Origin of the sequence: Bradyrhizobium neotropicale (genome assembly GCF_001641695.1) — a bacterium.
Lineage (GTDB): Bacteria > Pseudomonadota > Alphaproteobacteria > Rhizobiales > Xanthobacteraceae > Bradyrhizobium > Bradyrhizobium neotropicale.
Genome location: NZ_LSEF01000028.1, coordinates 218272 through 240171 on the forward strand (window position 1 = coordinate 218272; position 21900 = coordinate 240171).

General features: G+C 64.2%; 22 protein-coding genes. 7 read left to right on the top strand and 15 right to left on the bottom strand.

The genetic code is table 11. The annotated features are described in order from the left end of the window. A partial coding sequence (locus AXW67_RS43820) for a sugar phosphate nucleotidyltransferase (protein WP_245315441.1) occupies positions 1 to 309 on the bottom strand: 309 nt, incomplete at its 3' end. Between the two features lie 261 nt (positions 310 to 570). On the opposite strand from AXW67_RS43820, the gene AXW67_RS06920 reads away from it, so the two are divergent. Both AXW67_RS06920 and AXW67_RS06925 read left to right on the top strand, forming a co-directional pair. Next, positions 571 to 1893, top strand: coding sequence for a lytic murein transglycosylase (locus AXW67_RS06920; RefSeq protein ID WP_245315442.1), 1323 nt, complete (start codon positions 571 to 573; stop codon positions 1891 to 1893). Positions 1894 to 2064: 171 nt separating this feature from the next. Further along, on the top strand, positions 2065 to 3795 hold the full coding sequence (locus tag AXW67_RS06925) for an SGNH/GDSL hydrolase family protein (protein ID WP_063677251.1): 1731 nt from the start codon (positions 2065 to 2067) through the stop codon (positions 3793 to 3795). Between the two features lie 62 nt (positions 3796 to 3857). On the opposite strand, the gene AXW67_RS06930 is transcribed toward AXW67_RS06925, so the two are convergent. Further along, complete coding sequence (locus tag AXW67_RS06930) at positions 3858 to 4232, bottom strand: CsbD family protein (RefSeq protein ID WP_063677252.1); 375 nt, start codon at positions 4230 to 4232, stop codon at positions 3858 to 3860. Between the two features lie 61 nt (positions 4233 to 4293). Then, complete coding sequence (locus AXW67_RS06935; RefSeq protein WP_027553901.1) at positions 4294 to 5031, bottom strand: SDR family NAD(P)-dependent oxidoreductase; 738 nt, start codon at positions 5029 to 5031, stop codon at positions 4294 to 4296. A gap of 97 nt (positions 5032 to 5128) precedes the next feature. Here AXW67_RS06935 and AXW67_RS06940 point away from each other — a divergent pair, with 97 nt between their 5' ends. Then, the gene (locus AXW67_RS06940; protein WP_063677253.1) at positions 5129 to 5908 is read left to right on the top strand and encodes an SDR family NAD(P)-dependent oxidoreductase; all 780 of its coding nucleotides are present in this window, start codon (positions 5129 to 5131) and stop codon (positions 5906 to 5908) included. 208 nt (positions 5909 to 6116) lie between these two features. Further along, complete coding sequence (locus tag AXW67_RS06945; protein ID WP_063677254.1) at positions 6117 to 7004, top strand: TauD/TfdA dioxygenase family protein; 888 nt, start codon at positions 6117 to 6119, stop codon at positions 7002 to 7004. 41 nt (positions 7005 to 7045) lie between these two features. Here AXW67_RS06945 and AXW67_RS40285 read toward each other — a convergent pair whose 3' ends face one another. Together AXW67_RS40285 and AXW67_RS06955 are read right to left on the bottom strand one after the other, a co-directional pair. Then, positions 7046 to 7900 (bottom strand): lysozyme inhibitor LprI family protein, encoded by an 855-nt coding sequence (locus AXW67_RS40285; RefSeq protein ID WP_082907806.1) that lies wholly within the window; start codon positions 7898 to 7900, stop codon positions 7046 to 7048. Between the two features lie 198 nt (positions 7901 to 8098). Next, on the bottom strand, positions 8099 to 8743 hold the full coding sequence (locus AXW67_RS06955) for a YqgE/AlgH family protein (RefSeq protein ID WP_027553905.1): 645 nt from the start codon (positions 8741 to 8743) through the stop codon (positions 8099 to 8101). 141 nt (positions 8744 to 8884) lie between these two features. Here AXW67_RS06955 and AXW67_RS06960 point away from each other — a divergent pair, with 141 nt between their 5' ends. From AXW67_RS06960 to AXW67_RS06970, 3 genes are all read left to right on the top strand, one after another. After that, a complete protein-coding gene (locus AXW67_RS06960; RefSeq protein WP_063677256.1) occupies positions 8885 to 9727 on the top strand; it encodes a protein-disulfide reductase DsbD domain-containing protein in 843 nt (280 codons plus the stop codon). Positions 9728 to 9842: 115 nt separating this feature from the next. After that, complete coding sequence (locus AXW67_RS06965) at positions 9843 to 11210, top strand: flippase (protein WP_063677257.1); 1368 nt, start codon at positions 9843 to 9845, stop codon at positions 11208 to 11210. 189 nt (positions 11211 to 11399) lie between these two features. Further along, the gene (locus AXW67_RS06970) at positions 11400 to 12224 is read left to right on the top strand and encodes a sulfite exporter TauE/SafE family protein (RefSeq protein ID WP_027553908.1); all 825 of its coding nucleotides are present in this window, start codon (positions 11400 to 11402) and stop codon (positions 12222 to 12224) included. A 203-nt stretch (positions 12225 to 12427) separates the two neighbouring features. Here the strand turns inward: AXW67_RS06970 and AXW67_RS06975 are convergent, their stop codons facing one another. The 10 genes from AXW67_RS06975 to AXW67_RS07020 all read right to left on the bottom strand — a co-directional run bounded on the left by AXW67_RS06975 (position 12428) and on the right by AXW67_RS07020 (position 21889). Beyond that, the gene (locus tag AXW67_RS06975; RefSeq protein ID WP_027553909.1) at positions 12428 to 13216 is read right to left on the bottom strand and encodes a 3-hydroxybutyrate dehydrogenase; all 789 of its coding nucleotides are present in this window, start codon (positions 13214 to 13216) and stop codon (positions 12428 to 12430) included. A gap of 1 nt (position 13217) precedes the next feature. Beyond that, positions 13218 to 14393 carry a DUF3734 domain-containing protein gene (locus tag AXW67_RS06980; RefSeq protein ID WP_063677258.1) on the bottom strand — a complete coding sequence of 392 codons (1176 nt, stop codon included), beginning with the start codon at positions 14391 to 14393 and terminating at the stop codon, positions 13218 to 13220. 78 nt (positions 14394 to 14471) lie between these two features. Then, a complete protein-coding gene (locus AXW67_RS06985; protein WP_027553911.1) occupies positions 14472 to 14975 on the bottom strand; it encodes a CAP domain-containing protein in 504 nt (167 codons plus the stop codon). Positions 14976 to 15064: 89 nt separating this feature from the next. Continuing rightward, on the bottom strand, positions 15065 to 16102 hold the full coding sequence (locus AXW67_RS06990; RefSeq protein WP_063677259.1) for a sulfate/molybdate ABC transporter ATP-binding protein: 1038 nt from the start codon (positions 16100 to 16102) through the stop codon (positions 15065 to 15067). Next, positions 16092 to 17003, bottom strand: coding sequence for a sulfate ABC transporter permease subunit CysW (cysW, locus tag AXW67_RS06995; protein ID WP_063677305.1), 912 nt, complete (start codon positions 17001 to 17003; stop codon positions 16092 to 16094). Before cysW ends, AXW67_RS06990 begins: the two co-directional genes overlap by 11 nt. A gap of 10 nt (positions 17004 to 17013) precedes the next feature. Beyond that, positions 17014 to 17850 (bottom strand): sulfate ABC transporter permease subunit CysT, encoded by an 837-nt coding sequence (gene cysT, locus AXW67_RS07000; RefSeq protein ID WP_082907807.1) that lies wholly within the window; start codon positions 17848 to 17850, stop codon positions 17014 to 17016. Between the two features lie 39 nt (positions 17851 to 17889). Next, entirely contained in the window at positions 17890 to 18891 is a 1002-nt protein-coding gene (locus AXW67_RS07005) for a sulfate ABC transporter substrate-binding protein (protein WP_145927455.1), read from the bottom strand. A gap of 112 nt (positions 18892 to 19003) precedes the next feature. Continuing rightward, positions 19004 to 19735 carry a phosphoadenylyl-sulfate reductase gene (locus tag AXW67_RS07010; protein ID WP_063677261.1) on the bottom strand — a complete coding sequence of 244 codons (732 nt, stop codon included), beginning with the start codon at positions 19733 to 19735 and terminating at the stop codon, positions 19004 to 19006. Further along, entirely contained in the window at positions 19732 to 20247 is a 516-nt protein-coding gene (locus AXW67_RS07015) for a DUF934 domain-containing protein (protein ID WP_063677262.1), read from the bottom strand. The genes AXW67_RS07010 and AXW67_RS07015 overlap by 4 nt, the downstream gene beginning before the upstream one ends. Next, positions 20234 to 21889: a nitrite/sulfite reductase gene (locus tag AXW67_RS07020; RefSeq protein WP_027553918.1), complete on the bottom strand. Its 1656-nt coding sequence runs from the start codon at positions 21887 to 21889 to the stop codon at positions 20234 to 20236. The genes AXW67_RS07015 and AXW67_RS07020 overlap by 14 nt, the downstream gene beginning before the upstream one ends. Positions 21890 to 21900: the final 11 nt, after the last annotated feature.

The window sequence follows — 21900 nt, forward strand, 5'->3', positions numbered from 1 at the left end:
GCGGGTGAAGCTGACGGCGCCCGCCTCCGGCTGGTTCTGCGCCAAGATCTCCTGCTCGGCCTTCTTGCCGCGCGCGGTGAGCGTGGTGTCGAGCTCGAACATGCGGTCGAAATGGTCTTCGATGACGCTCTTGTTGCGGCCGGTCACGAAGATGAAATGCTCGATGCCCGCTTCCTTCGCTTCGTCATAGACGTACTGGATCAGCGGCTTGTCGACGATGGTCAGCATCTCCTTCGGCATCGCCTTGGTGGCGGGCAGGACACGGGTGCCGAGGCCGGCGACCGGGAATACAGCTTTACGGATTTTCATGGGCTCGATCGAATACCTTGAGAGATGCGTGAACGAAGCAATGAGTGCTTGCTAGACGGTTTGCAGCCGCTAACAAAGGCGGATGTAGGGCCCTTGCCCGGCGGATTTGATGACAAGGCCGCCTACAAAAGTTCACCTTTGTTAAGATATTGGCAACCGCAACGGGGCCTCCTGAAGGCGGATTTTTGGCCGGACGGGCAGGACATGAGGCAATCAGTGGCAGGGATGGCGAAATTCGCGAGGCCTTTGACCGGCGCAACAATGCTTGCGGTCATGCTATCGTTCCCGCTGCCCGCAAATGCGCAGGCACAGAGCGGCCTGTCCAATTTGTTTGGCGGCATTTTTTCCGGATCGAACCCGGCGCCTTCGCAGGCCCAGCCCGGCGGCGCCCAACCCTGGAGCGGCGAGGACGGTGCCTCCGGTCATCCGCTGATGACGGCATCCGCAATCCGCGAGGCGGCGGGAAACTTCAACAATTGCGTTGCCGGGATGTGGCCTGATGCCGCACGGCGCGGCATCACCCAGGAGAATTTTCAGCGCTTCACGGCGGACCTGTCGCCCGACCTGCGCATCATGGATCTCCTGGACTCGCAGCCGGAGTTCACCAAATCGATCTGGGACTATCTCGACATCCTCGTGAACGACAACCGGCTCGCCAAGGGACGCGAGGTGCTCGCCAAATACAAGGCCCAGTTCGACGCGACCGAAAAGGCCTATGGCGTCGATCGCTACATCGTCGCGGCGATCTGGGGCATCGAGTCCAACTATTCGACCCAGATGGGCGACCGCAGCGTGCTGCAATCGACCGCGACGCTCGCCTGCATCGGCCGCCGCCAGGCCTATTTCAGGGACGAATTCCTCTCCGCGCTGGAGATCCTCAACCGCGGCGATCTGAGGCCTGAGCAGATGCGCGGCTCCTGGGCCGGCGCGTTCGGCCCGACGCAGTTCATGCCGACCGCGTTCAAGCGCTACGCCGTCGATGCCGACGGCGATGGGAGGCGCGACGTGGTCGACAATCCCGCCGACCTGATCGCCTCCACCGCCAACAATCTGAAGAAGGATGGCTGGCAGGCCGGTCAGACCTGGGGCTTTGAGGTTGTGGTGCCCAAGGGCTTCAACTACATGCTGGCCGATCGCGCCAAGGCGATGACGATCGCGCAATGGGAGAAGCTGGGGATCACCCGCCCGGCCGGGCAACCGTTCCCGCATCCGGCCGAGAAGGCCTACCTGCTGGCGCCCGCCGGCGCCGAGGGGCCGGGTTTCCTGATGCTGCAGAACTACCGGGTCATCATGAAATATAATCCGGCCGAGGCCTATGCGCTGGCGATCGGTCATTTCGCCGACCGCCTGCGCGGCGGCCAGCCCTTCACCCAGCCCTGGCCCCGGCAGGAACGGGAACTGTCCCGCGCGGAGCGGCTGGAGCTGCAGCAGTTGCTCGCCCAGCGCGGCTTCTACAAGGGCACCCCGGACGGCCAGTTCGGCGGCCAGACCCGGGAGGCCCTGCGCAATTTCCAGGCCTCGATCGGGGCCCCGGCGGACGGATTTGCCTCCTCCGACATGCTGGAACGGCTGCGCGGACGCTGAAACCGGGGCGAAAGTAACCCCGAACGGGAATTTTGGCTGTTGCCCTTGACGGGAACGGCCGATCCCGGGTGTATGACCCAAAGAATCTGCGAGAGAATCTGCCCGTTTGCGGCCCGATTCCGTTATTATGTTGAGCCTATTCCAACAGCCGTTGCGCGTGCCCGAGATCGCATGTCGAAGCCCAAGTCCCCGTTTAAGGCGTCCCTGTTCAAGGCGCTGACCGAGACCGGCCCGTTGATCGCGCTGGGGACGGCGCTTGCGATTCTGGTCTCGGTCGCAGGACCCGCCTCGGCACAGTTCTTCAACTTCCCCGGCTTCGGCGGGCCTCCGCAGCGATCGGCGCCGCCGCCGCGCCATGGCGGCGGCTGGTTCGGCGGCGACTTCTTCGCGCCATTCCAGCAGCCTCAGCAGCAGCAGCAGGCCCCGCGCCAGGATTTTTCGCGCGCCCCGGCGCCGGCGAAGCGCGAAACGACCGCCGAGAAGAACGTGCTGGTGATCGGCGACGCCATGGCTGACTGGCTCGCCTATGGCCTGGAGGATGCCTACACCGAACAGCCCGATATGGGCGTGATCCGCAAGCACAAGACAACGTCCGGTCTGATCAAGTACCAGCCGCGCGGTGAGCCCTCCGACTGGGCGGCTGCAGCGAGGGGAATCCTCGAGACCGAAAAGCCCGACGTCATCGTCGTCATGCTCGGCCTCAACGACCGCGTCGCGATCCGCGAGCCGGCGCCCGACAAATCGGACAAGGCAACGGACAAAACGGACAAGAAGAACGACAAGGGCGCGCGCGCCAAGCCGCAGGCAAAGCCGGGCGACGCCAAACCCGGTAGCGCCGACACGACCGCCAAACCGGACGACAAGTCGGCCGATACCGACCTGCCGCAGGACGACGTCGACAGCGCCGACGCGCCGCAGACCCCATCCGCCGAGAAGACCGCGCGCTCGCCGAACGGCCTCTATGAATTCCGCGACGACCGCTGGGTCGAACTCTACAGCAAGAAGATCGAGGAGCTCGCCGCCGTCCTCAAAGCCAAGGGCGTGCCGGTGCTGTGGGTCGGCCTGCCCGCGATCCGAGGGCCCAAGGGCACGGCGGACATGCTGTTCCTGGATTCGCTCTACCGCGAAGGCGCCGGCAAGGCCGGCATCACCTACGTCGACGTCTGGGACGGCTTTGTCGACGAAGCCGGCCGCTTCCTGCAGAAGGGCCCCGACTTCGAAGGCCAGATCCGTCAGCTCCGCACCTATGACGGCGTCTATTTCACCAAGGCCGGCGCCCGCAAGCTCGCGCACTATGTCGAGCGCGAGATCACGCGCCTGCTCGCGGGCCGCTCCGGCCCGATCGCATTGCCGAGCGAGCCGGCAACGCCCGACACCAGTGCCGAGCCCGGCAAGCCCGCGCCGCGACCGCTGGCCGGCCCGATCGTGCCGCTGGTTGCGGCCGCGATCTCGACCGATCAATTGCTGGGCGGACCGGGCTCGCGTCCCGCCGCCGTCGATGCGCTCGCTGCCAAAACGCTGGTGAAGGGAGAGCCCCTGAGCGCGCCCGCGGGCCGTGCGGACGATTATGCCTGGCCGCGCCGCGAGGTCGGCCGCGAGCAGGCCAAGGGCGACACCCCGATGGCGACGACGACGCCGGATGGCAGCGGCAGTGCCACTCCCGGCTCGGCGAGCAGTGGCGCTGCCGCAGCGATCGCGCCGCCGAAGCCCGCGCCGAAGAAGCCTCCGGTGCAACAACAGCAGCCGGCGCAGGCCACGCCCTCATTCCGCGATTTCTTCGGCTTCGGCTCGCCGCCGCAGCAGCCGCGTCAATTCACGCCGGGGCCGCGCAATCCGAATCCCAATCCGGCGATCCCGCGTCCGCCGGGCAACGTTGGGCGCTCGGCGGAAATGTTCCGATAGTTACGCGCCCATCGCGCAATGGGGTTCGCCGCTGACGCGGCGCCCCGCTATGACGTGATCGGCTACCAGCCGTAATGGCGCCAGCGCGGCGGACGGCGCGCGGGACGCGACATCAGCAGGGCGAGCGCGAAGCCGATGCCGCCGGCGACCAGCAATGCGCCGAACGGATTGTCCCGCACCTTCTTGGCGATCGCCTGCGTGCCGTCGCGGAACGTGTCTTCGCCCGCGTCATAAGCATCCTTGGCGTAGCCGGCCGCGGTCGCGCCTGCATCGCGCGCTGCGTCCTTGGCCTGGCCGTAAAGATCCTGCACCGTGCCGGCAGCTTCGCGCACGCGGCCTGATGCCTGCGTCGTCGCGTCGCCCACCATCTCTCCGACGGCGCCTTCCGCGCGTCCAGCGAATTCCTTGGCCGATCCGACAATCCGGTCGTTGTCCATGATGGTCCTCCTCGGGGGTCAGCCCAAGTAACCGACCAGGCGCGGCGCAGTTCCTTTGGTCTTATAGAATGAGCCCGCCATCGACCACGATGGTCTGGCCGATGATGTAGGACGACAACGGCGAGGCCAGAAACAAGGCGGCGCCCGCCATGTCGGCCGGCGTGCCCAATCGCCGCAGCGGAATGCGCGCCAGCGCGCCCTCGAGCCGCTTGGGATTGTCGGTTGTTACCTTCGTCATCTTGGTGTCGACGAGGCCCGGCGCGATGCCGTTGACGCGGATGCCGTCCTCGGCCCAGGCCTCGCCGAGCGTCCGCGTCAATCCGACCGCGCCGGTCTTGGACGCATTGTAGGCGGGATTGCCCATGGTGGAATGATAGGCGGCAGTCGAGGAGATGATGATCAGCGAACCCTTGGCATCCCGCAGCATGGAATGAAATCGCGTGGCGCAAGCCATCAGGCTCATCAGGTTGACCTCGACGACTTTGCGAAAGCCCGCCATCTCGAATTCGCCGCGGCGATAGAGCACTCCGCCTTGCGCCAGCACGAGCACGTCGAGCCGATCGAAGGGCGGCTTGAACGTTTCAATCGCGCCGGCGCTGCTGACGTCGAGCTGGGCGTAAGCGAGACCCGTGAGATCAGACCCTTCCTCCGCCGAATATTCCTTGGCGTGAGCACGCGTGCCGCAAACCGCAACATGCGCGCCCCTGGCGCGAAAGGCTTGCGCGATGCCGTTGCCGATGCCGCTGGAACCGCCGACGACCAGCACCTGCCTGCCTGTGAAATCGAGCTCATTCGCCATCGCGGCCTCCCCTGTTTTTGCTTGTTTGACCTGTCTGCGGATCGATGCAAGCCTTGTCAATCTCATAACAAGAAGCAAGCGCGCCCGAGGAAACAACATGTCCGAGTTCAAGCAGCTCAGCCGGTCCGTGAAGGGCCTGACCGTACTCGTCACCGGTGCCGCGAGCGGCATGGGGCGCGCGACGGCGCGCGTGTTCGCGGCCGAAGGCGCGCATGTCGCCGTCACCGATTTCGATGAGCAAGGCGCACAGGCTGTCGCGAAGGAGATCGCTGCGAACGGCGGCTCGACGAAGGCCTGGAAGCTCGATGTCGCCGATGCCGGCGAGATCAAGCGCGTGGTCGATGACGTCGCGGCGCATTTCGGCGGGCTCGACATCGTCGTCAACAATGCCGGCATCTCCGTGCGTGTCGCGATCGACGACGAAGGTTACGAAGACGCATGGGCCAAGGGCATCGCCGTGATGCTGACGGCGCATCCGCGCATCATCCGCGCGGCGCTTCCGCACCTGCGCAAATCGAAAAGCCCGCGCATCGTCAACATCGCCTCCACCGAGGCGCTCGGCGCGACCGCGCTGCACAGCCCCTATTCGGCAGCGAAGGGCGGCGTGGCGAGCCTCACCCGTTCGCTCGCCGTGGAGCTCGGCCGCGAGGGCATCACCGTCAACTGCATCTGCCCGGGGCCGATCCGCACCGCGATCACCGACCGTATTTCGGAGGAGCACAAGACCATCTACGCCAAGCGCCGCACCGCACTCGGCCGCTACGGCGATCCGGAAGAGGTCGCGCATATGACGCTCAGCCTGTGCCTGCCGGCCGCATCCTTTTTGACCGGCGCAGTGATCCCCGTCGACGGCGGCCTGATGGCGCGCAACGCCTAAAGCGCGACGAGATCGCGTTTTAGGTTATGGTTTGAGCATGATCACCGCGCAAACGCGTTCCGCGTTTGTCGCGAGGGAGAACCGCTTCGCACTTCTCCGGATCATGCTTACGAGCCATGCGCGCCAGGCGTTGACATCGCCGGGTGCGGGAGTAGCTTTTTTCGATAGCAGAGTGGGACCAACCGCTCGCACTCGCGGGAGAAACGCCATGACGATCGCCATCCGGCAGCTTCAGAAGCATTTTGTCGGCGAGGTTTCGGGCCTCGACCTGCGAAAGCCGCTCACGCCGGACGAGGCGCGCGAGGTCGAGGCCGCGATGGACAAATACGCCGTGCTCGTCTTCCACGACCAGGGCATCACCGACGAGCAGCAGATGGCGTTCGCGCTGAATTTCGGCCAGCGCGAGGACGCGCGCGGCGGCACGGTGACCAAGGAGAAAGACTACCGTCTCCAATCGGGCCTCAACGACGTCTCCAATCTCGGCAAGGATGGCAAGCCGCTGGCAAAGGACAGCCGCACGCATCTGTTCAATCTCGGCAACTGCCTGTGGCATTCCGACAGCTCGTTCCGGCCGATCCCTGCGAAATTCTCGCTGCTGTCGGCGCGCGTGGTCAACCCGAAGGGCGGCAACACCGAATTCGCCGACATGCGCGCGGCCTATGACGCGCTCGACGACGAGACCAAGGCGGAGATCGACGATCTCGCCTGCGAGCACTCGCTGATGTATTCGCGCGGTTCGCTCGGCTTCACCGAATATACGGACGAGGAAAAGGAGATGTTCAAGCCGGTACTGCAACGCCTGGTGCGCACCCATCCCGTCCATCGCCGCAAGTCGCTCTATCTGTCATCACACGCGGGCAAGGTGGCGGGCATGAGCGTGCCCGAAGGCCGGCTCCTGTTGCGCGATCTCAACGAGCACGCAACACAGGCGGAGTTCGTCTACGTCCACAAATGGAAGCTGCATGACCTCGTGATGTGGGATAACCGCCAGACCATGCATCGCGTCCGCCGCTACGACCAGTCTCAGCCCCGCGACATGCGCCGCGCCACTGTTGCCGGCACCGAGCCGACAGTGCAGCAGCGGGCGGCGGAGTAGGATTCAGCCACCGTCATCGTCGGGGCGAAGGCGGGACGGCATCACTTCCCGGGCTGGGGGCGGCTCGTTTCCGGCGACGGAGGGTAAGTCGGAGCGAAGAGGCAATCCTGCATCCACCGCTGATCGGTTGCATTCAGTGAAATATCCGGATCGTATTTCCAAAGGTCCCCTGCATCCCATGCCGGCAAGTTATCGGACGCTGCCGGGTTTGTATTCCAGCGACCATCCAGTTTGTTCCAGACGTCGCCGTCGGGTAAGGGGCACTGCTCGCTCGTCGAGGCATGGCCGGTTGAACAAGTTGCTACGACTGTTGGCTTGCCATCTTTCAAGACGCTGACAGCTCGATGTTCGGTCATGTAACCGCTTGCCCATTCGACGACCGAGCTGCAAATTCTTTCATTTTGCTGGCGCAACGCTTCGCCCCAGCACTCGTAATTCCAACTTCCATAAGGTGGGGGCTGAAGAACGCAGCTCGTCTTGTAGCCGGCGAACGCACCACCGCTATCTTTCAGGCGGAGTTTTCGCTGTTGCTCCATGTTGAGGATTGGGTCGCCGCTTTGCAGAAATATCATTCGATCATAGGTTGCTGTAAACAGAATTTCGCGGTCATCGGTCGTGTCGCGTTTCGCTTGTCCGAATCTGTCAGGGCCGTATTCGCGCACCTCCAGCCATCGCCGCTGGCTGCGGATCAGCGCATCGTGAAACTCCGGATCTGTCGTCTCGCGCAGGAGTTTGAAATACGCGGCGCTCATCGCCTCGTCGGCCTTTTTCAGTTTGGGAGTCGCGCAGAATAGCTTTTCGCCCGGTGATGAAGCCTTGATGCAATCAAGTGCGTACAGAGGAGACGGGTGAACGAGAGCCAGAGCGCATAAGGAGGCCAGAAAGGGGAATTTCATTTGCGGTCACCCAGTGAGCTGCGCGCGACCCGATAGCAGCAAATCGACGCTAAGCCTACCGCTCGGCGGCTCATGACGCCGCCCAAACTCAGATTGGCGCAGTCTTGGGGTTGGATAGAACCGATTTTGGCCATCGCGGCGAGCGCAAGCACGCGCGCAGGGGTCCTGGCTTCGCCAGGACGACGGCCAAACGTGCAGCTACGCGTGCCCCGCCTCGTTCGAGAGCATGCCGGGATCGATGCCGATCTTGCGCAGGGCGCGGGCGTATTTGTCGTCGACGTCGTCGCCGAAGATCAGATCCGTATCCGCATCGCAATGCAGCCAGCCGTTGCTCTGGATCTCGGTCTCGAGCTGGCCCGGCGCCCAGCCAGCATAGCCGAGCGCGAGTATGGCGTGCTTCGGCCCGGAGCCGTTGGCGATCGCTCGCAATATGTCCACGGTCGCGGTGAGGCAGACGCCGTCGTCGATCCTGAGCGTCGCGTTCTCGATGAAGAAGTCGCTGGAATGCAGCACGAAGCCGCGGCCGGTGTCGACCGGGCCGCCGCGCAGCACTTTCATGCTTTCGGCGTTCTCCGGCAGCTTGATCTGCTCGCCCTTCTTGATGATGCCGAGCTGGACCAGGAGCTCGGGAAAATCGATGCTACCGGCAGGATGATTGACGATGATGCCCATCGCGCCTTCCGCCGAATGAGCGCAGAGATAGATCACCGAGCGCTCAAAGCGGGGATCGCCCATCACCGGCATTGCGATCAGGAGACGGCCGTCGAGATACCCGGCCGAATTATGCGGCGCAGAGCCCACATTCTGGGTGCTCTCGCCAGTCCTTTTGCCTTCAGGAGCCATGGGGAAGCACTCCGGTTTCAATTCCTATCCTGATGTCGGGCCCGGCGGCTGTCAAATCAAGGCTTGAGGAAGCCCGATTCAGCCACATTCATCACAAGCAATTCAATGGTTTGCCCAGGGATGCCCCTGTAAAGACGTGCTATGCTGACAAGAGTTCCCATGCGTGCGGCGATTGGCGTCGCAACCACCCTGCTTGCGTCGTCGCTGGCGTTTGCAGCCCATGCCGACGACGCCTCGCCCTGGCAGCGCGACGGACATTCCGCGGTGCGATTGCTCGCGGGATCCCGCAGCGGCGCGGTCCTGCTCGGCGGCATCGCCTTTCAGATCCAGCCCGGCTGGAAAACCTACTGGCGTATGCCCGGCGATTCCGGTGTTCCGCCGCGGTTCGACTTCTCGAAGTCGGACAATGTCGAGACGGTGACGGTCATGTGGCCGGCGCCGCAGAAATTCGACGACGGTGCCGGCGGCCATTCGATCGGCTATCACGACCAGATCGTGCTGCCCCTGCGCATCGTCGCCAAGGCGCCTGACAAGCCGGTAACGCTGCGCGCAGAGATCAACTATGCCGTGTGCGAAAAGCTCTGCATTCCCGTCGAGGCCAGCGCCGAGCTCGGCTTCAACAATGTCGCCTCGACCGAGGACGCCAATCTGCGTGCGGCGCTGGACACCGTGCCCAAGCCCGCCAATATCGGCGATCCCAATCCGCTGACCATCCGCGACGTCAAGCGCGACGGGGCCACCAAGGTGATCGTCGACGTGGTCGCGCCGGCGGACGCGCGCAACGTCAATTTGTTCGTGGAAGGACCGACGCTCGACTGGGCGCTGCCGATTCCGGCCCCGGTCGAACACAGCCCGCCGGGGGTGAAACGCTTTGCCTTCGAGCTCGACGGACTGCCGCCAGGCGCCAAGCCCGATGGCGCGGCGTTGAAGTTCACGCTGGTCGGGCCGGACAAGTCGTACGAGTTCAACACGAAACTGGACTAGGAGAGTCGTTCTGGCGAAAGCCAGGACGACCTTGGGGCACCCAACCGAATCTTAACGAATGGTTGCTAGGTCGAAGGCTGCCGCAGCTTGCGGAACGCCCAGGGATCCCTTCGACGTGGCCGTGATGGACGCACAATCCGCAACGACCGGACCGGCCGGCCTGATCGCGCGGCTGCGCGGCAAACTCTCGGGCGGGTCGAGCGAAGCGTCGCTGACGCGGCGGCTTGCCGGCACCATCTTCATGATCCGCGTGATCAGCGCTGGCCTTGCCTATTTCTCGCAGGTGCTGCTCGCGCGCTGGATGGGCACGTCGGACTACGGCATCTATGTCTATGTCTGGACCTGGGTGCTGCTGCTCGGCAGCATGATGGATTTCGGCATCTCGGCGTCGGCGCAAAAGATCATTCCGGAATATCGTACCGGCGGCGAGCATGCGCTGCTGCGCGGCTTCCTCTCCGGCAGCCGCTGGCTGACCTTCGCCGTTTCCACGCTGGTGTCGCTTGGCCTCGCCGGCATCGTCAAACTGCTCTCGCCCTGGATCGATCCGGCCGAGGAGCTGCCGCTCTATATCGGCTGCATGACGCTGCCGGCCTTCGTCGTCGCCAACACTCAGGACGGCATCGCGCGCTCGCATGATTGGATGCAGCTCGGCCTGATGCCGCAGTTCATCATCCGCCAGGCGCTCATCATCGGCATCACGGCCGGCGCCTTCCTGCTCGGCTACCATCTCGGCGCCGTTGCGGCGATGATCGCGAGCGCCGGCGCGGTGTGGATCGCGATGACCGGCCAGATGGTGATGCTGAATCGCAAGCTCGCCGACCACATCGAGCCCGGTCCCAAGGCCTATGACATCAGCGGCTGGCTCGCGGTCTCGCTGCCGATCCTGCTGGTCGAGAGCTTCTACCTGCTGCTCTCCTACACCGACGTTCTGGTGCTGCAGCAGTTCCGCCCCTCCGACGAAGTCGGCGTCTACTTCGCCGTGGTGAAGACGCTGGCGCTGGTCTCCTTCATCCACTACGCGATGTCGGCGACGACAGCGCATCGCTTCGCCGAGTACAACGCCCTCGGCGACAAGGCGCGCCTGTCGGCTTACGTGACCCACGCCATCAACTGGACGTTCTGGCCGTCGCTGGCGGCGACCGTCGTGCTGCTCGCGCTCGGCAAGCCGCTGCTCTGGCTGTTCGGACCGCAATTCGTGGTCGGCTACGACATCATGTTCGTTGCCGCGATCGGGCTCGTGGTGCGCGCCGCGATCGGCCCGGTCGAACGTCTGCTCAACATGCTCGGCCAGCAGAGAATCTGCGCCCTGGCCTATGCCCTCGCCTTCGCGATGAACGTCGTGCTCTGCATCGCCCTGGTGCCGCGCTTCGGGGGCCACGGCGCTGCGGCCGCGACCTCGATCTCGCTGACCTTCGAGACTGTCCTGCTGTTCTGGATCGTCAGGCAGCGGCTGGGGCTGCACGTGCTGGCGTTCGGGAAATAGACCTTACAGCTTGCCTTCCCCTGTGGGGAACGCCATTTCGCGAGACGCCCGCGAGCAGGACAAAATGGCTGCCCCATCTTGGGCCCGTAGTATGATCTTTCTTATTTGATCCGAGCGGTTGCGCCTCAGGGAAAGTTTATTCTACGTCGTATTGCCCAAATGACGAGATAAACCTAAGATTCTCCCAGCATGATCGATCCATTGTACGTCGCCTCGGGATTCGGCGTCGGCCTGCTTGTCGGGATGACCGGCGTGGGTGGCGGCTCGCTGATGACGCCGCTCCTGATCCTGCTGTTCGGCGTCCACCCGTCGACTGCGGTCGGAACTGATCTGCTCTATGCCGCAGCCACCAAGACGGGCGGCAGCGTCGTGCACGGCTGGTCGAAGAGCGTGCATTGGCCGGCAGTGCTGCGGCTCGCCTGCGGCAGCATTCCGGCGAGTGCGCTGACGCTCCTCGTGCTGTGGAAGCTCGATCTCAAGAGCGATGCCGAGCGCAATCTCGTCAATCTGGTGCTGTGCTTTGCGCTGATGCTGACGGCGGCCTCGCTGATCTTCCGCAAGTCGATCATGGAACGCTATCGCCGCCGCCTGGAGAAGCTCGATGACCGCACCACGGCGATTGCGACCGTCGTCACCGGTGTCGTGCTTGGCGTGCTGGTGTCGATTTCCTCGGTCGGCGCCGGCGCGGTCGGCGTGACCGTGCTGCTGCTGCTCTATCCGCGCCTGCCGATGGCGACCATCGTCGGCTCCGACATCGCGCATGCGGTGCCGCTGACGCTGGTGGCCGGCACCGGTCACTGGATGCTCGGCTCGGTCGACTGGCACCTGATGGGCGTGCTGCTGATGGGCTCGCTGCCCGGCATCATCGTCGGCAGCTACAGCGCGACCCGCATGCCGGAGACGGTGCTGCGCCTCGCGCTCGCCTGCGTCCTCATCGTGGTCTCCGGCAAGATCATGTTCACCGAGCTGAACCTGCCATCCGCCATCGTGACGGCTCTGGCCTGGAGCCATTGAGCCGAAAAACGCTGCGCTCTCTATCAATCATCGCCCTGCTTCGTAGGGTGGGCAAAGCGAAGCGTGCCCACCACTTCTCACTCGGAGAAAGAGGGTAGGCACGGCGCTGACGCGCCTTTGCCCACCCTACGGCCTGGAGCCATCAAACGAAAAACGGCGGGAACATAGCGCTCCCGCCGCTTGCGTCATGCGAATCCGAAGCCCTATTCCGCGGTCCAGCCGCCGTCGATCGAGAGGTTGGTGCCGGTGATCTGCGCGGCATCGTCGCTGCACAGGAACAGCGCCAGCGCCGCGACCTGCTCGGAGGTGACGAATTCCTTGGTCGGCTGCGCGTCGAGCAGCACGTCGTTGATGACCTGCTCGCGCGTCAGGTTACGCGCCTTCATGGTATCCGGGATCTGCTTCTCCACCAGCGGCGTCCAGACATAGCCCGGGCTGATGCAGTTGCAGGTGATCTTGTGAGTCGCGACCTCCAGCGCCACCGTCTTGGTCAGGCCGGCGATGCCGTGCTTGGCCGACACGTAAGCCGACTTGAAGGGCGAGGCAACCAGCGAGTGCGCCGACGCGGTATTGATGATGCGGCCCCAGCTTCGCTTCTTCATGCCGGGAACCGCGGCGCGGATGGCATGGAACGCCGAGGACAGGTTGATCGCGATGATCTGGTCCCACTTCTCGATCGGGAATTCCTCGATCGGCGAGACGAACTGGATGCCGGCATTGTTGACGAGGACGTCGACCGAGCCGAAGGTCTTCTCGCCGAGCGCGATCATGTCGGCGATTTCGGCCGGCTTGGTCATGTCGGCGGGCGAATAGATCGCCTTCACCTTGAAGTCGGACTCGATCTTCGAGCGTTCCTTCTCGATATCCTCGGGCGAGCCGAAGCCGTTGATGACGACGTTGGCACCAGCCTGCGCGAAGGCACGCGCATAAGCGAGCCCGATGCCGCTGGTCGATCCGGTGACGACGGCGTTCTTGCCTGACAGACTACCCATTTTATTCGCTCCTTTTTGCCGGGGGCACGGAGACGTCCCCCGTGAGATCGTAGGTCACCATGGTCTCGCCGGACTGCGGCCGCTCGAGCCAATCCTTGTGGCGCATCGACAGGTGCACGTCGCGCACGCCGGCTTCCCAGTGCTCGACCATGGCGACATGCGAGAAGTCGTAATCCTTGGACGAGGATTCGTAATTCTTGCTGCGATAGATCAGGTGCACGACGGTCACGGTGCTTTCGCGCGCCGCCTTGGCGAGGAATTCGACGGACGGATCGTTCTTCAGGTAATCCGGCAGCTTGCCGATCAGGTCGCGCACGGCCCGGCGGGCGTTGTGGATCTGCTTGTTCTTGTCGGTGTTCATCCGCGTCCGGCTGGAAAAGCGAATATCCTTCTCGCGCTCGGTGGCCTCGAGCAGCGAGACCGGCAAGTCCCCGCGCGCGCTGAACAGGTCGACCTGGAAGATCAGCATGTCGCGCTGGAATTCGGCATCGAGCACGTAATCGAGCGGCGTGTTCGAGGCGATGCCGCCGTCCCAATAATGCTCGCCCTCGATGATGACGGATGGAAAGCCCGGCGGCAACGCGCCGGAGGCCATGATGTGCTCGGGGCCGATCTTCTTGCCGAGCTTCTTGAACTCGTAATTGTCGAAATATTTGAAGTTGCCCGAGGTGACGCCGACCGCGCCGACCGACAGGCGTGTCTTCAGGTCGTTGATGCGGTCGAAATCGACCAGCCGCTCCAGTGTCTTCTTCAAGGGCGCGGTGTCGTAATAGCTTTCCGCCTCGGGATGGCCCGGTGGCCACAGCGGCGCGGGCGGAACGCGCGGGACGAAGAAGCCGGGCACGCCGAAGGTCGCGATCAGCGCGGCGCTGGTGGAGTTGAACAGCTCGCGGCTGTGATCGCTCTTGCCGATCGGTTTCCACGGCACCGGCGCGGAGACCATCTCCCAGAATTCCTTCAGCCGCTTGATGCGGGTCTGTCCCTCATTGCCGGCGATGATGGCGGCATTGACCGCGCCGATGGAGATGCCGGCGACCCATTCCGGCTCGAAGCCGAAATGGCACAGCGCCTGATAGGCACCGGCCTGATAGGAGCCGAGCGCGCCGCCGCCCTGCAGGACCAGGACGCGTTGCGCATTCGCGGGGACAGTTGCGACTTCCGGGCTATGATCTGTCATGCGGGAACAATAGCAAAAGGCAAGCCACCGTGGCGACAGTCTGCCACGGCGTCAATGCATCCCGGGATCAAGTCTGGCTTATCGGGGGTCCGTCGAGGCCAGGATCATGGTCCAGAACACCTTGTATTTGGTGCCCGGAGCATAGCTCGCTGCTATGCCCAATTTTGTGACACCGCTCTTGAGCATATTGGCCCGGTGCGGAGGCGAGTCGCGCCAGCCGGAAAACGCTTCTGCCAGCGTATGATAGCCGGCCGAGATGTTCTCGACCGCGACGGTGGCCGGATAGCCTCCGGCATTGAGACGCTTGCCCAGGGGGGCGCGGACGTCGTGGTCCATCTTGTTCGCCGCCGCCATGGCGCTGGACTGGGATTCGGCGAGCATGGTCAGATCGGGGTCGATGATGACGGTGCCGAGCCCGTTGTTCTGGCGGTATTGCGAGATCATCACCGCGGCGGCCTGTGCATCGAGCTTCGCGCCCGGGACCGCCATGTCGGCATACATCGAGGGCTGCTGGACCGGCGCTTCGTTGCCCGCACAGCCGGCCAACAGCAAAAGGATGAGAATTGCGGCCGCGGCGCGCATGAGTAAGGCCCCCAATGAAGGGGCCGTTGTTGCATACCAACCGTGGCTGAAAGGTGAATTTTGAGGAAAATTTGCCCAGTGTGACGGCCTCAGCCGCCCGCAAATATCCGGTAGCGGCGGGGCTCGAGGCCGATCCTGTCGCCGGCGCGCAGTTCCTTGTCGCGCGGGGCGTCGATCTCGATGGTCTCGCCGCCGAACAGCGCCACCTCGGCCCGCTGCACCGGGCCGAAATTCCGCACATGCTGCACGGCGCCCTCGAAGGCCCCGCTGCCGGCCGGGCCGACCTGCATGTCGTGTCGCCTCACGAACAGTCGTGACGCGCCAGACGCCAACCCGTCCACCGCAAGCCCGAGCGGCCGGCTGCCGAGCCGGACCACGCCGTCGGCGACATGGACCGGCAGCTCGATGGACTCGCCGATGAAGCCATGGACGAACGCGGTCGCCGGGCTTTCGTAGACCTCGTTGGGCGAGCCGATCTGCTCGATCCGGCCCTTGTCCATCACCACGACACGGTTGGCGACCTCAAGCGCCTCCTCCTGGTCGTGGGTGACGAAGATCGAGGTGACGTTGATCTCGTGATGCAGCGAGCGCAGCCATTTGCGCAATTCTTTACGCACCTTGGCATCGAGCGCGCCGAAGGGCTCGTCGAGCAGCAGGATGCGCGGCTCGATCGCCAGCGCGCGCGCCAGCGCAATGCGCTGTCGCTGGCCACCCGAGAGCTGGCTCGGATAGCGGTCGGCGAGCCAGTCGAGTTGCACCAGATCGAGCAGATCCTTGACGCGCGCACGAATGGTCGCCTCGTCCCTGCGAACCGCCCGCGGCTGCACGCGCAGGCCGAAGGCGACGTTCTCGAACACCGTCATATGGCGGAACAACGCGTAGTGCTGGAACACGAAGCCGACGTGACGCTCGCGCGCCCCTTGTGCCAACGCGTCCTCGCCGTTGAAGGACACTTCGCCGCTGTCAGGCCAGTCGAGGCCGGCGATGATCCGAAGGAGCGTCGTCTTGCCGGAGCCGGACGGGCCGAGCAGCGCCAGCAATTCGCCATTGTCGACCTTGAGGTCGACGCCATCGAGCGCCGCGAAGCTGCCGAACTTCTTGACGAGATTCCTGACTTCAATGGTCACGGGATGCGTGTCCTTCGCCCAGATGACGTTCGAGAACGGTTTTTGCGATCAGCGTGATCAGCGCCAGCATCGCGAGCAGCGAGGCGATCGCGAAGGCGGCGACGAACTGGTACTCGTTGTAGAGGATCTCGACCAGCAGCGGCATGGTGTTGGTCTCGCCGCGGATGTGGCCGGAGACGACCGACACCGCGCCGAACTCGCCCATCGCGCGCGCATTGCAGAGCAGGACGCCGTAGAGCACGCCCCATTTGATATTGGGCAGCGTGACGCGGAAGAAGGTCTGCAGGCCCGAGGCGCCGAGCGAGATCGCGGCCTCCTCCTCCTGCGTGCCCTGCTCGTGCATCAGCGGGATCAGCGCGCGCGCCACGAACGGAAAGGTCACGAATGTGGTCGCCAGCGCAATCCCGGGCACCGCAAACAGGATCTGGATGTCGTGCTCCCGCAGCCAGCCGCCAAAATAGCCCTGCGCGCCGAACAGCAGCACGAAGACGAGGCCCGAGATCACCGGGCTCACCGAGAACGGCAGATCAATCAGCGTGATCAGGAAGGTCTTGCCCCTGAAGTCGAACTTGGCGATCGCCCAGGCCGCGACCAGGCCGAACACGAGATTGAGCCCGACCGATATCAATGCGACCAGCAGCGTCAGCCTGATCGCGGCCAGCGCCTCCGGCTCGGAGAGCGCGGCGAGATAGGCCAGAATGCCCTTCGAGAACGCCTGCGCGAACACCACCACCAGCGGCAGCACGACGAAGACGGTGAGGAACAGCACAGCCAGCGTGATGATGGCAATCCGTACCGCCCGCGGCTCGGTGCGGAGGTTGTCGCGCGCGGCAGCCGCGTGCGCGCGCGCCTTCGCTTGCGACGGCGAGAGCGAGACGGTATCTGCGATCTGCAGGGTCATCGCATCCACCTCAACGCGCCGGAATCCGGTTTTGCGCCCAGCGCTGCAACCGGTTCACCGCGAAGATCGTGACGAATGACACGACGAGCATGATGACCGCGATCGCGGTCGCATCGGCATAGCGGAATTCGGAGAGCCGGATCACGATCAGCAGCGGCGCGATCTCGGAGACATTGGGCAGATTGCCGGCAATGAAGATCACCGAGCCGTATTCGCCGACGGCGCGCGCGAAGGCGAGCGCCAGTCCGGTCAGCAGCGCGGGTGCAAGCGAAGGCAGGATCACGCGAATGATTGTCTGCCAGCGGCTTGCCCCCAAACTGCCCGCGGCTTCCTCGATCTCGGGATCGAGATCCTGGAGCACCGGCTGCACGGTGCGGACCACGAAGGGAATGCCGATGAAGATCATGGCGACGAAGATGCCGACCGGCGTGAACGCCACCTTGATGCCGAGCGCCGCCAGCGGCGCGCCAAGCCAGCCCTTCTCGGCGAACAGCGAGGTCAGCGCGACGCCGGCAACCGCCGTCGGCAGCGCGAACGGCACGTCGACAATGGCATCGAACAGCCGCCGGCCGGGGAAGCGGTAGCGCACCAGCGCCCAGACGATAATGCTGCCCATCACCAGATTGACGCAGGCCGCCGCGAAGGCGAGCCCGAACGAGACCCGCAGCGCGTTCAAAGTGCGGCGGCTGGAGAGAATGTTCCAGAACTGCTCGGGGCTGATCTCGAAGGATTTCAGGAACAGGCCGGCGAGCGGAATCAGGATGATGATCGACAGCCAGGACAGCGTCAGTCCCATCGTGAGACCGAAGCCCGGCAGTGTCCGGCGTCGTGCTGCGATAGCGCTCACCAGTCCCCCTGTGACAGCCCTCTCTACGGCAACGCCCGATCAGTTCTTGTAGATCTGATCAAAGACGCCGCCATCGGCGAAATGTTCCCGTTGCGCCTTGGTCCAGCCACCGAACAAATCATCGATCGTGAACAGCTCGACCTTGGCAAAGGCGTTTTCGTACTTTTTGGCGATCTCCGGATCGCGCGGGCGGTAGAAATTGCGCGCGGCGATCTCCTGACCTTCCTTGGTGTACCAGTATTGCAGATAGGCATCGGCGGCGTTGCGGGTGCCCTTCTTGTCGGCAACCTTGTCGACGATCGCGACCGGCGGCTCGGCGAGGATCGATTGCGGCGGCGCCACGATCTCGAACTTCTCGGCGCCGAACTCCTTGAGGGCGAGGTAAGCCTCGTTCTCCCAGGCGAGCAAGACGTCGCCGACGCCGCGCTCGACGAAGGTCACGGTCGCGCCGCGCGCACCGGTATCGAGCACCGGCACCTGCTGATAGAGTTTTCCGATGAAATCCTTGGCCTTGTCGGCCGAGCCGTATTTCTTCTGCGCAAAACCCCAGGCCGCCAGATAATTCCAGCGCGCGCCGCCCGAGGTCTTCGGGTTCGGCGTGATCACGGCAACGCCGGGCTTGATAAGGTCGTCCCAGTCCTTGATGCCCTTGGGATTGCCCTTGCGCACCAGGAAGACGATGGTCGAAGTGTAGGGTGACGAATTCTGCGGCAGCCGCTTCTGCCAATCGGCGGCGGTGAGGCCCTTGCCGGCGATCGCGTCGATGTCATAGGCGAGCGCAAGCGTCACGACATCGGCTTGCAATCCGTCGATCACCGCACGCGCCTGCGATCCGCTGCCGCCATGCGACTGCTTGATCTCGACGCTCTTGCCGGTTTCCTTCTGATAGACGCGCGAAAACGCCTTGTTGAACTCGACATAGAGCTCGCGTGTCGGATCGTACGACACGTTCAACAAATTGATGTCAGCGGCGAGAGCCGAGCTTGCCCAGAGGAGTCCTGCAGCGAGCGGAACGATACGACGCATCATATCCATCTCCATTCACTTCGACGACGACAGTGTCGGCGAAGGCGTGCAGACATAACTCGGGGCGAAACGCGCTTAAGTCAACGGAACCGGATTTCCTTGTTCGCAGCGTGGCAACCTGACTGTGCTACGAAATCTTCATCGTGTGAATGCCGCATTCTGTCTTGGCCCGGCCCCGCCACCGGCCGGCGCGAGAATCCTCGCCTTCGGCCGCCCGGCTGGTGCAGGGCATGCAGCCAACGGACAGGAATCCTGACGCGACCAAAGGGTGCCGCGGCAATTTGGCGCGGACGAAGATCGCCTCCAGCTCCTCGCGCGAGACATTGGCGAAGGGATTGAACTTCAACCGCGCGCCGTCGTCCTCGACGACCGGAATATCGGCGCGCGCATTGCCCTGGAAGCGCTTGCGGCCATTGATCCAGGCCGTGAACGGTTTCAGCGCACGCGCCAGCGGCTCAACCTTGCGGATACGGCAGCAGGCGTCGGGATCGGAGAACCAGAGCTCGCGGTCCGGATCCTCGCGCGACAACGTTTCCTCCGCCGGCTTGACCGAACGGACGTCCTTCAGCCCGAGTGTTGCGATCAGCGTGTCGCGATAGGCGAGCGTCTCCTCGAACAGCCAGCCGGTGTCGAGGAAGATCACGGGGATGGCGGGATCGACATCCGCCATCACCTTGAGCAGCGTCGCCGATTCCGTGCCGAATGACGACACCAGAGCGAGCTTGTCGCGGCCAACGGCCTTCAGAGCGGCAGCGATGACTTCCGCGGGCGAGGCGTCGCGCAGAGCGCGATCAAGCTCTTCCGCCGACGGCAGCGCAGGGACCGACGCTGATGAAACCTGTGCCGCGATCGCGTTCACGTGCCGACACCTTCCGAATGGCGCAGCTGCATGCGCCGGTGCAGCGCCGTGATGCGGCCGTCCCCGGTCGGCTGATAGAACACCGAATAGCGCTTCGCCGTCTGCATGAAGGCTTCGGCGTCGGCCTGCTTCTTGACGTCGAAGGCATCGAAGCCTGCGCGCAGCATGAACACGAACTGGTCGCGCAGCACCTGACCCGTTGCGCGCACCTCGCCGCGATAATTGAAGCGTTCGCGCAAGAGCCGCGCCTGGCTATAGGCGCGTCCGTCACGGAAGGTCGGGAACACCAGCGCCACCGCGGCCAGCCTGCCGAGATAGGGCACCAGCTCGTCGATGTCGCGGTTGTTCGGCCAGATCACGCCGACCTTGCCGGCGCGCGCGAGGAATGCCTCCGCATCGCCGAGGAAGCGCTCGGCCGGCACCAGGATGTCGCCGCCCTCAGGCAGCGGCGTATCGACGGCGAGCTTGACGAAGCTGTCGTCGACGATCTTTCCGCCATTAACGAGTGGCATAGACACGCTCCTTGAAGGGCTCGACACCGAGACGCTTCACCGTGTCGATGAACAGCTCTTCCGGTCGCTCGCGCAGCGCGAGATAGGCTTCGACAATGTCCTCGACGACGTCTGCGACCTCGTCGAACTTCACGCCGGGGCCGATCAGATTGCCGAGCGCGGCGCTCTCGTCGGCGCGGCCGCCGATGGTGATCTGGTAGACCTCCTCACCGTTCTTCTCGACGCCGAGAATGCCGATGTGCCCGACATGGTGATGACCGCAGGCGTTGATGCAGCCGGAGATGTTGATGTGCAGCCGGCCGATCAGGTTGGCGAGCTCGTGATTAGCGAAGCGCCGCGTCAGCTCCTGCGCGATCGGGATCGAGCGCGCATTCGCCAGCGAGCAATAGTCGAGACCCGGGCAGGCGATGATGTCGGTGATCAGGTTCACGTTGGGCGTGGCGAGCCCGAGCTTGTCGAGCGCCTTCCACAACGCCGGCAGGTCGCGCTTGGCGACATGCGGCAGCGCCAGGTTCTGCTCGTGGCCTACACGAATTTCGCCGAAGGAATATTTGTCGGCGAGATCGGCCAGCGCGTCCATCTGCTCGGCGGTGGCATCGCCCGGAGGCTTGCCGGTCGGCTTCAGCGAGATCGTGACGATGGAGTAGCCCTGGATCTTGTGCGGGGCGACCGAGTTCCTGCGCCACGCCTCGAAGTCGGGATCGGCCGCGGCCTGGCGCAGCTCGTCCGGCATGTGCGGCAGCTTCTCATAGGCCGGATAGGTGAAGCGCGAGCGGATGTCCTCGATCACTTCGTCGTCGATCTGAAGCGAGGAGTTGCGAATGTGCTGCCACTCCTCCTCGACCTCGCGCGAGAACTTCTCGATGCCAAGCTCGTGCACCAGGATCTTGATGCGCGCCTTGTAGATGTTGTCGCGGCGGCCGTACTGATTGTAGACGCGCAGGATCGCCTCGATATAGCTCAGGATATCGCGGCCATGCACGAAGTGCTTGATGGTCTTGGCGATGAACGGCGTGCGGCCGAGACCACCGCCGACCAGCACCTCGAAGCCGGTTTCGCCCTTCTCGTTCTTGATCAGGCGCAGGCCGATGTCGTGAATCTTGATCGCGGCGCGGTCGTGATCCGACGCGGTGATCGCGATCTTGAACTTGCGCGGCAGGAACGAGAATTCGGGATGCAGCGTGGTGTGCTGGCGGATCAGCTCCGACCAGATGCGAGGATCCTCGATCTCGCCCGGCGCGACGCCGGCCCACTGGTCCGAAGTGACGTTGCGCATGTTGTTGCCGGAGGTCTGCATCGCATGGATGCCGACCTCGGCGAGATCAGCCAGCGCGTCCGGCAGCTCGGCGAGCTTGATCCAGTTGAACTGGATGTTCTGCCGCGTGGTGAAGTGGCCGTAGCCGCGGTCGTATTTGCGCGCGACATGGGCGAGCGCGCGCAACTGGTTCGACGCCAGCGTTCCATAGGGGATCGCGACGCGGAACATGTAGGCGTGCAGTTGCAGATAGACGCCGTTCTGAAGCCGCAGAAGCTTGAATTCGTCCTCGGTGAGCTCGCCGGAGAGGCGGCGCTTCACCTGGTCGCGGAATTCCGAGACACGCTCGTTGACCAGCGTGCGGTCGATTTCATCGTAAGCGTACATAAGAGAGTGCC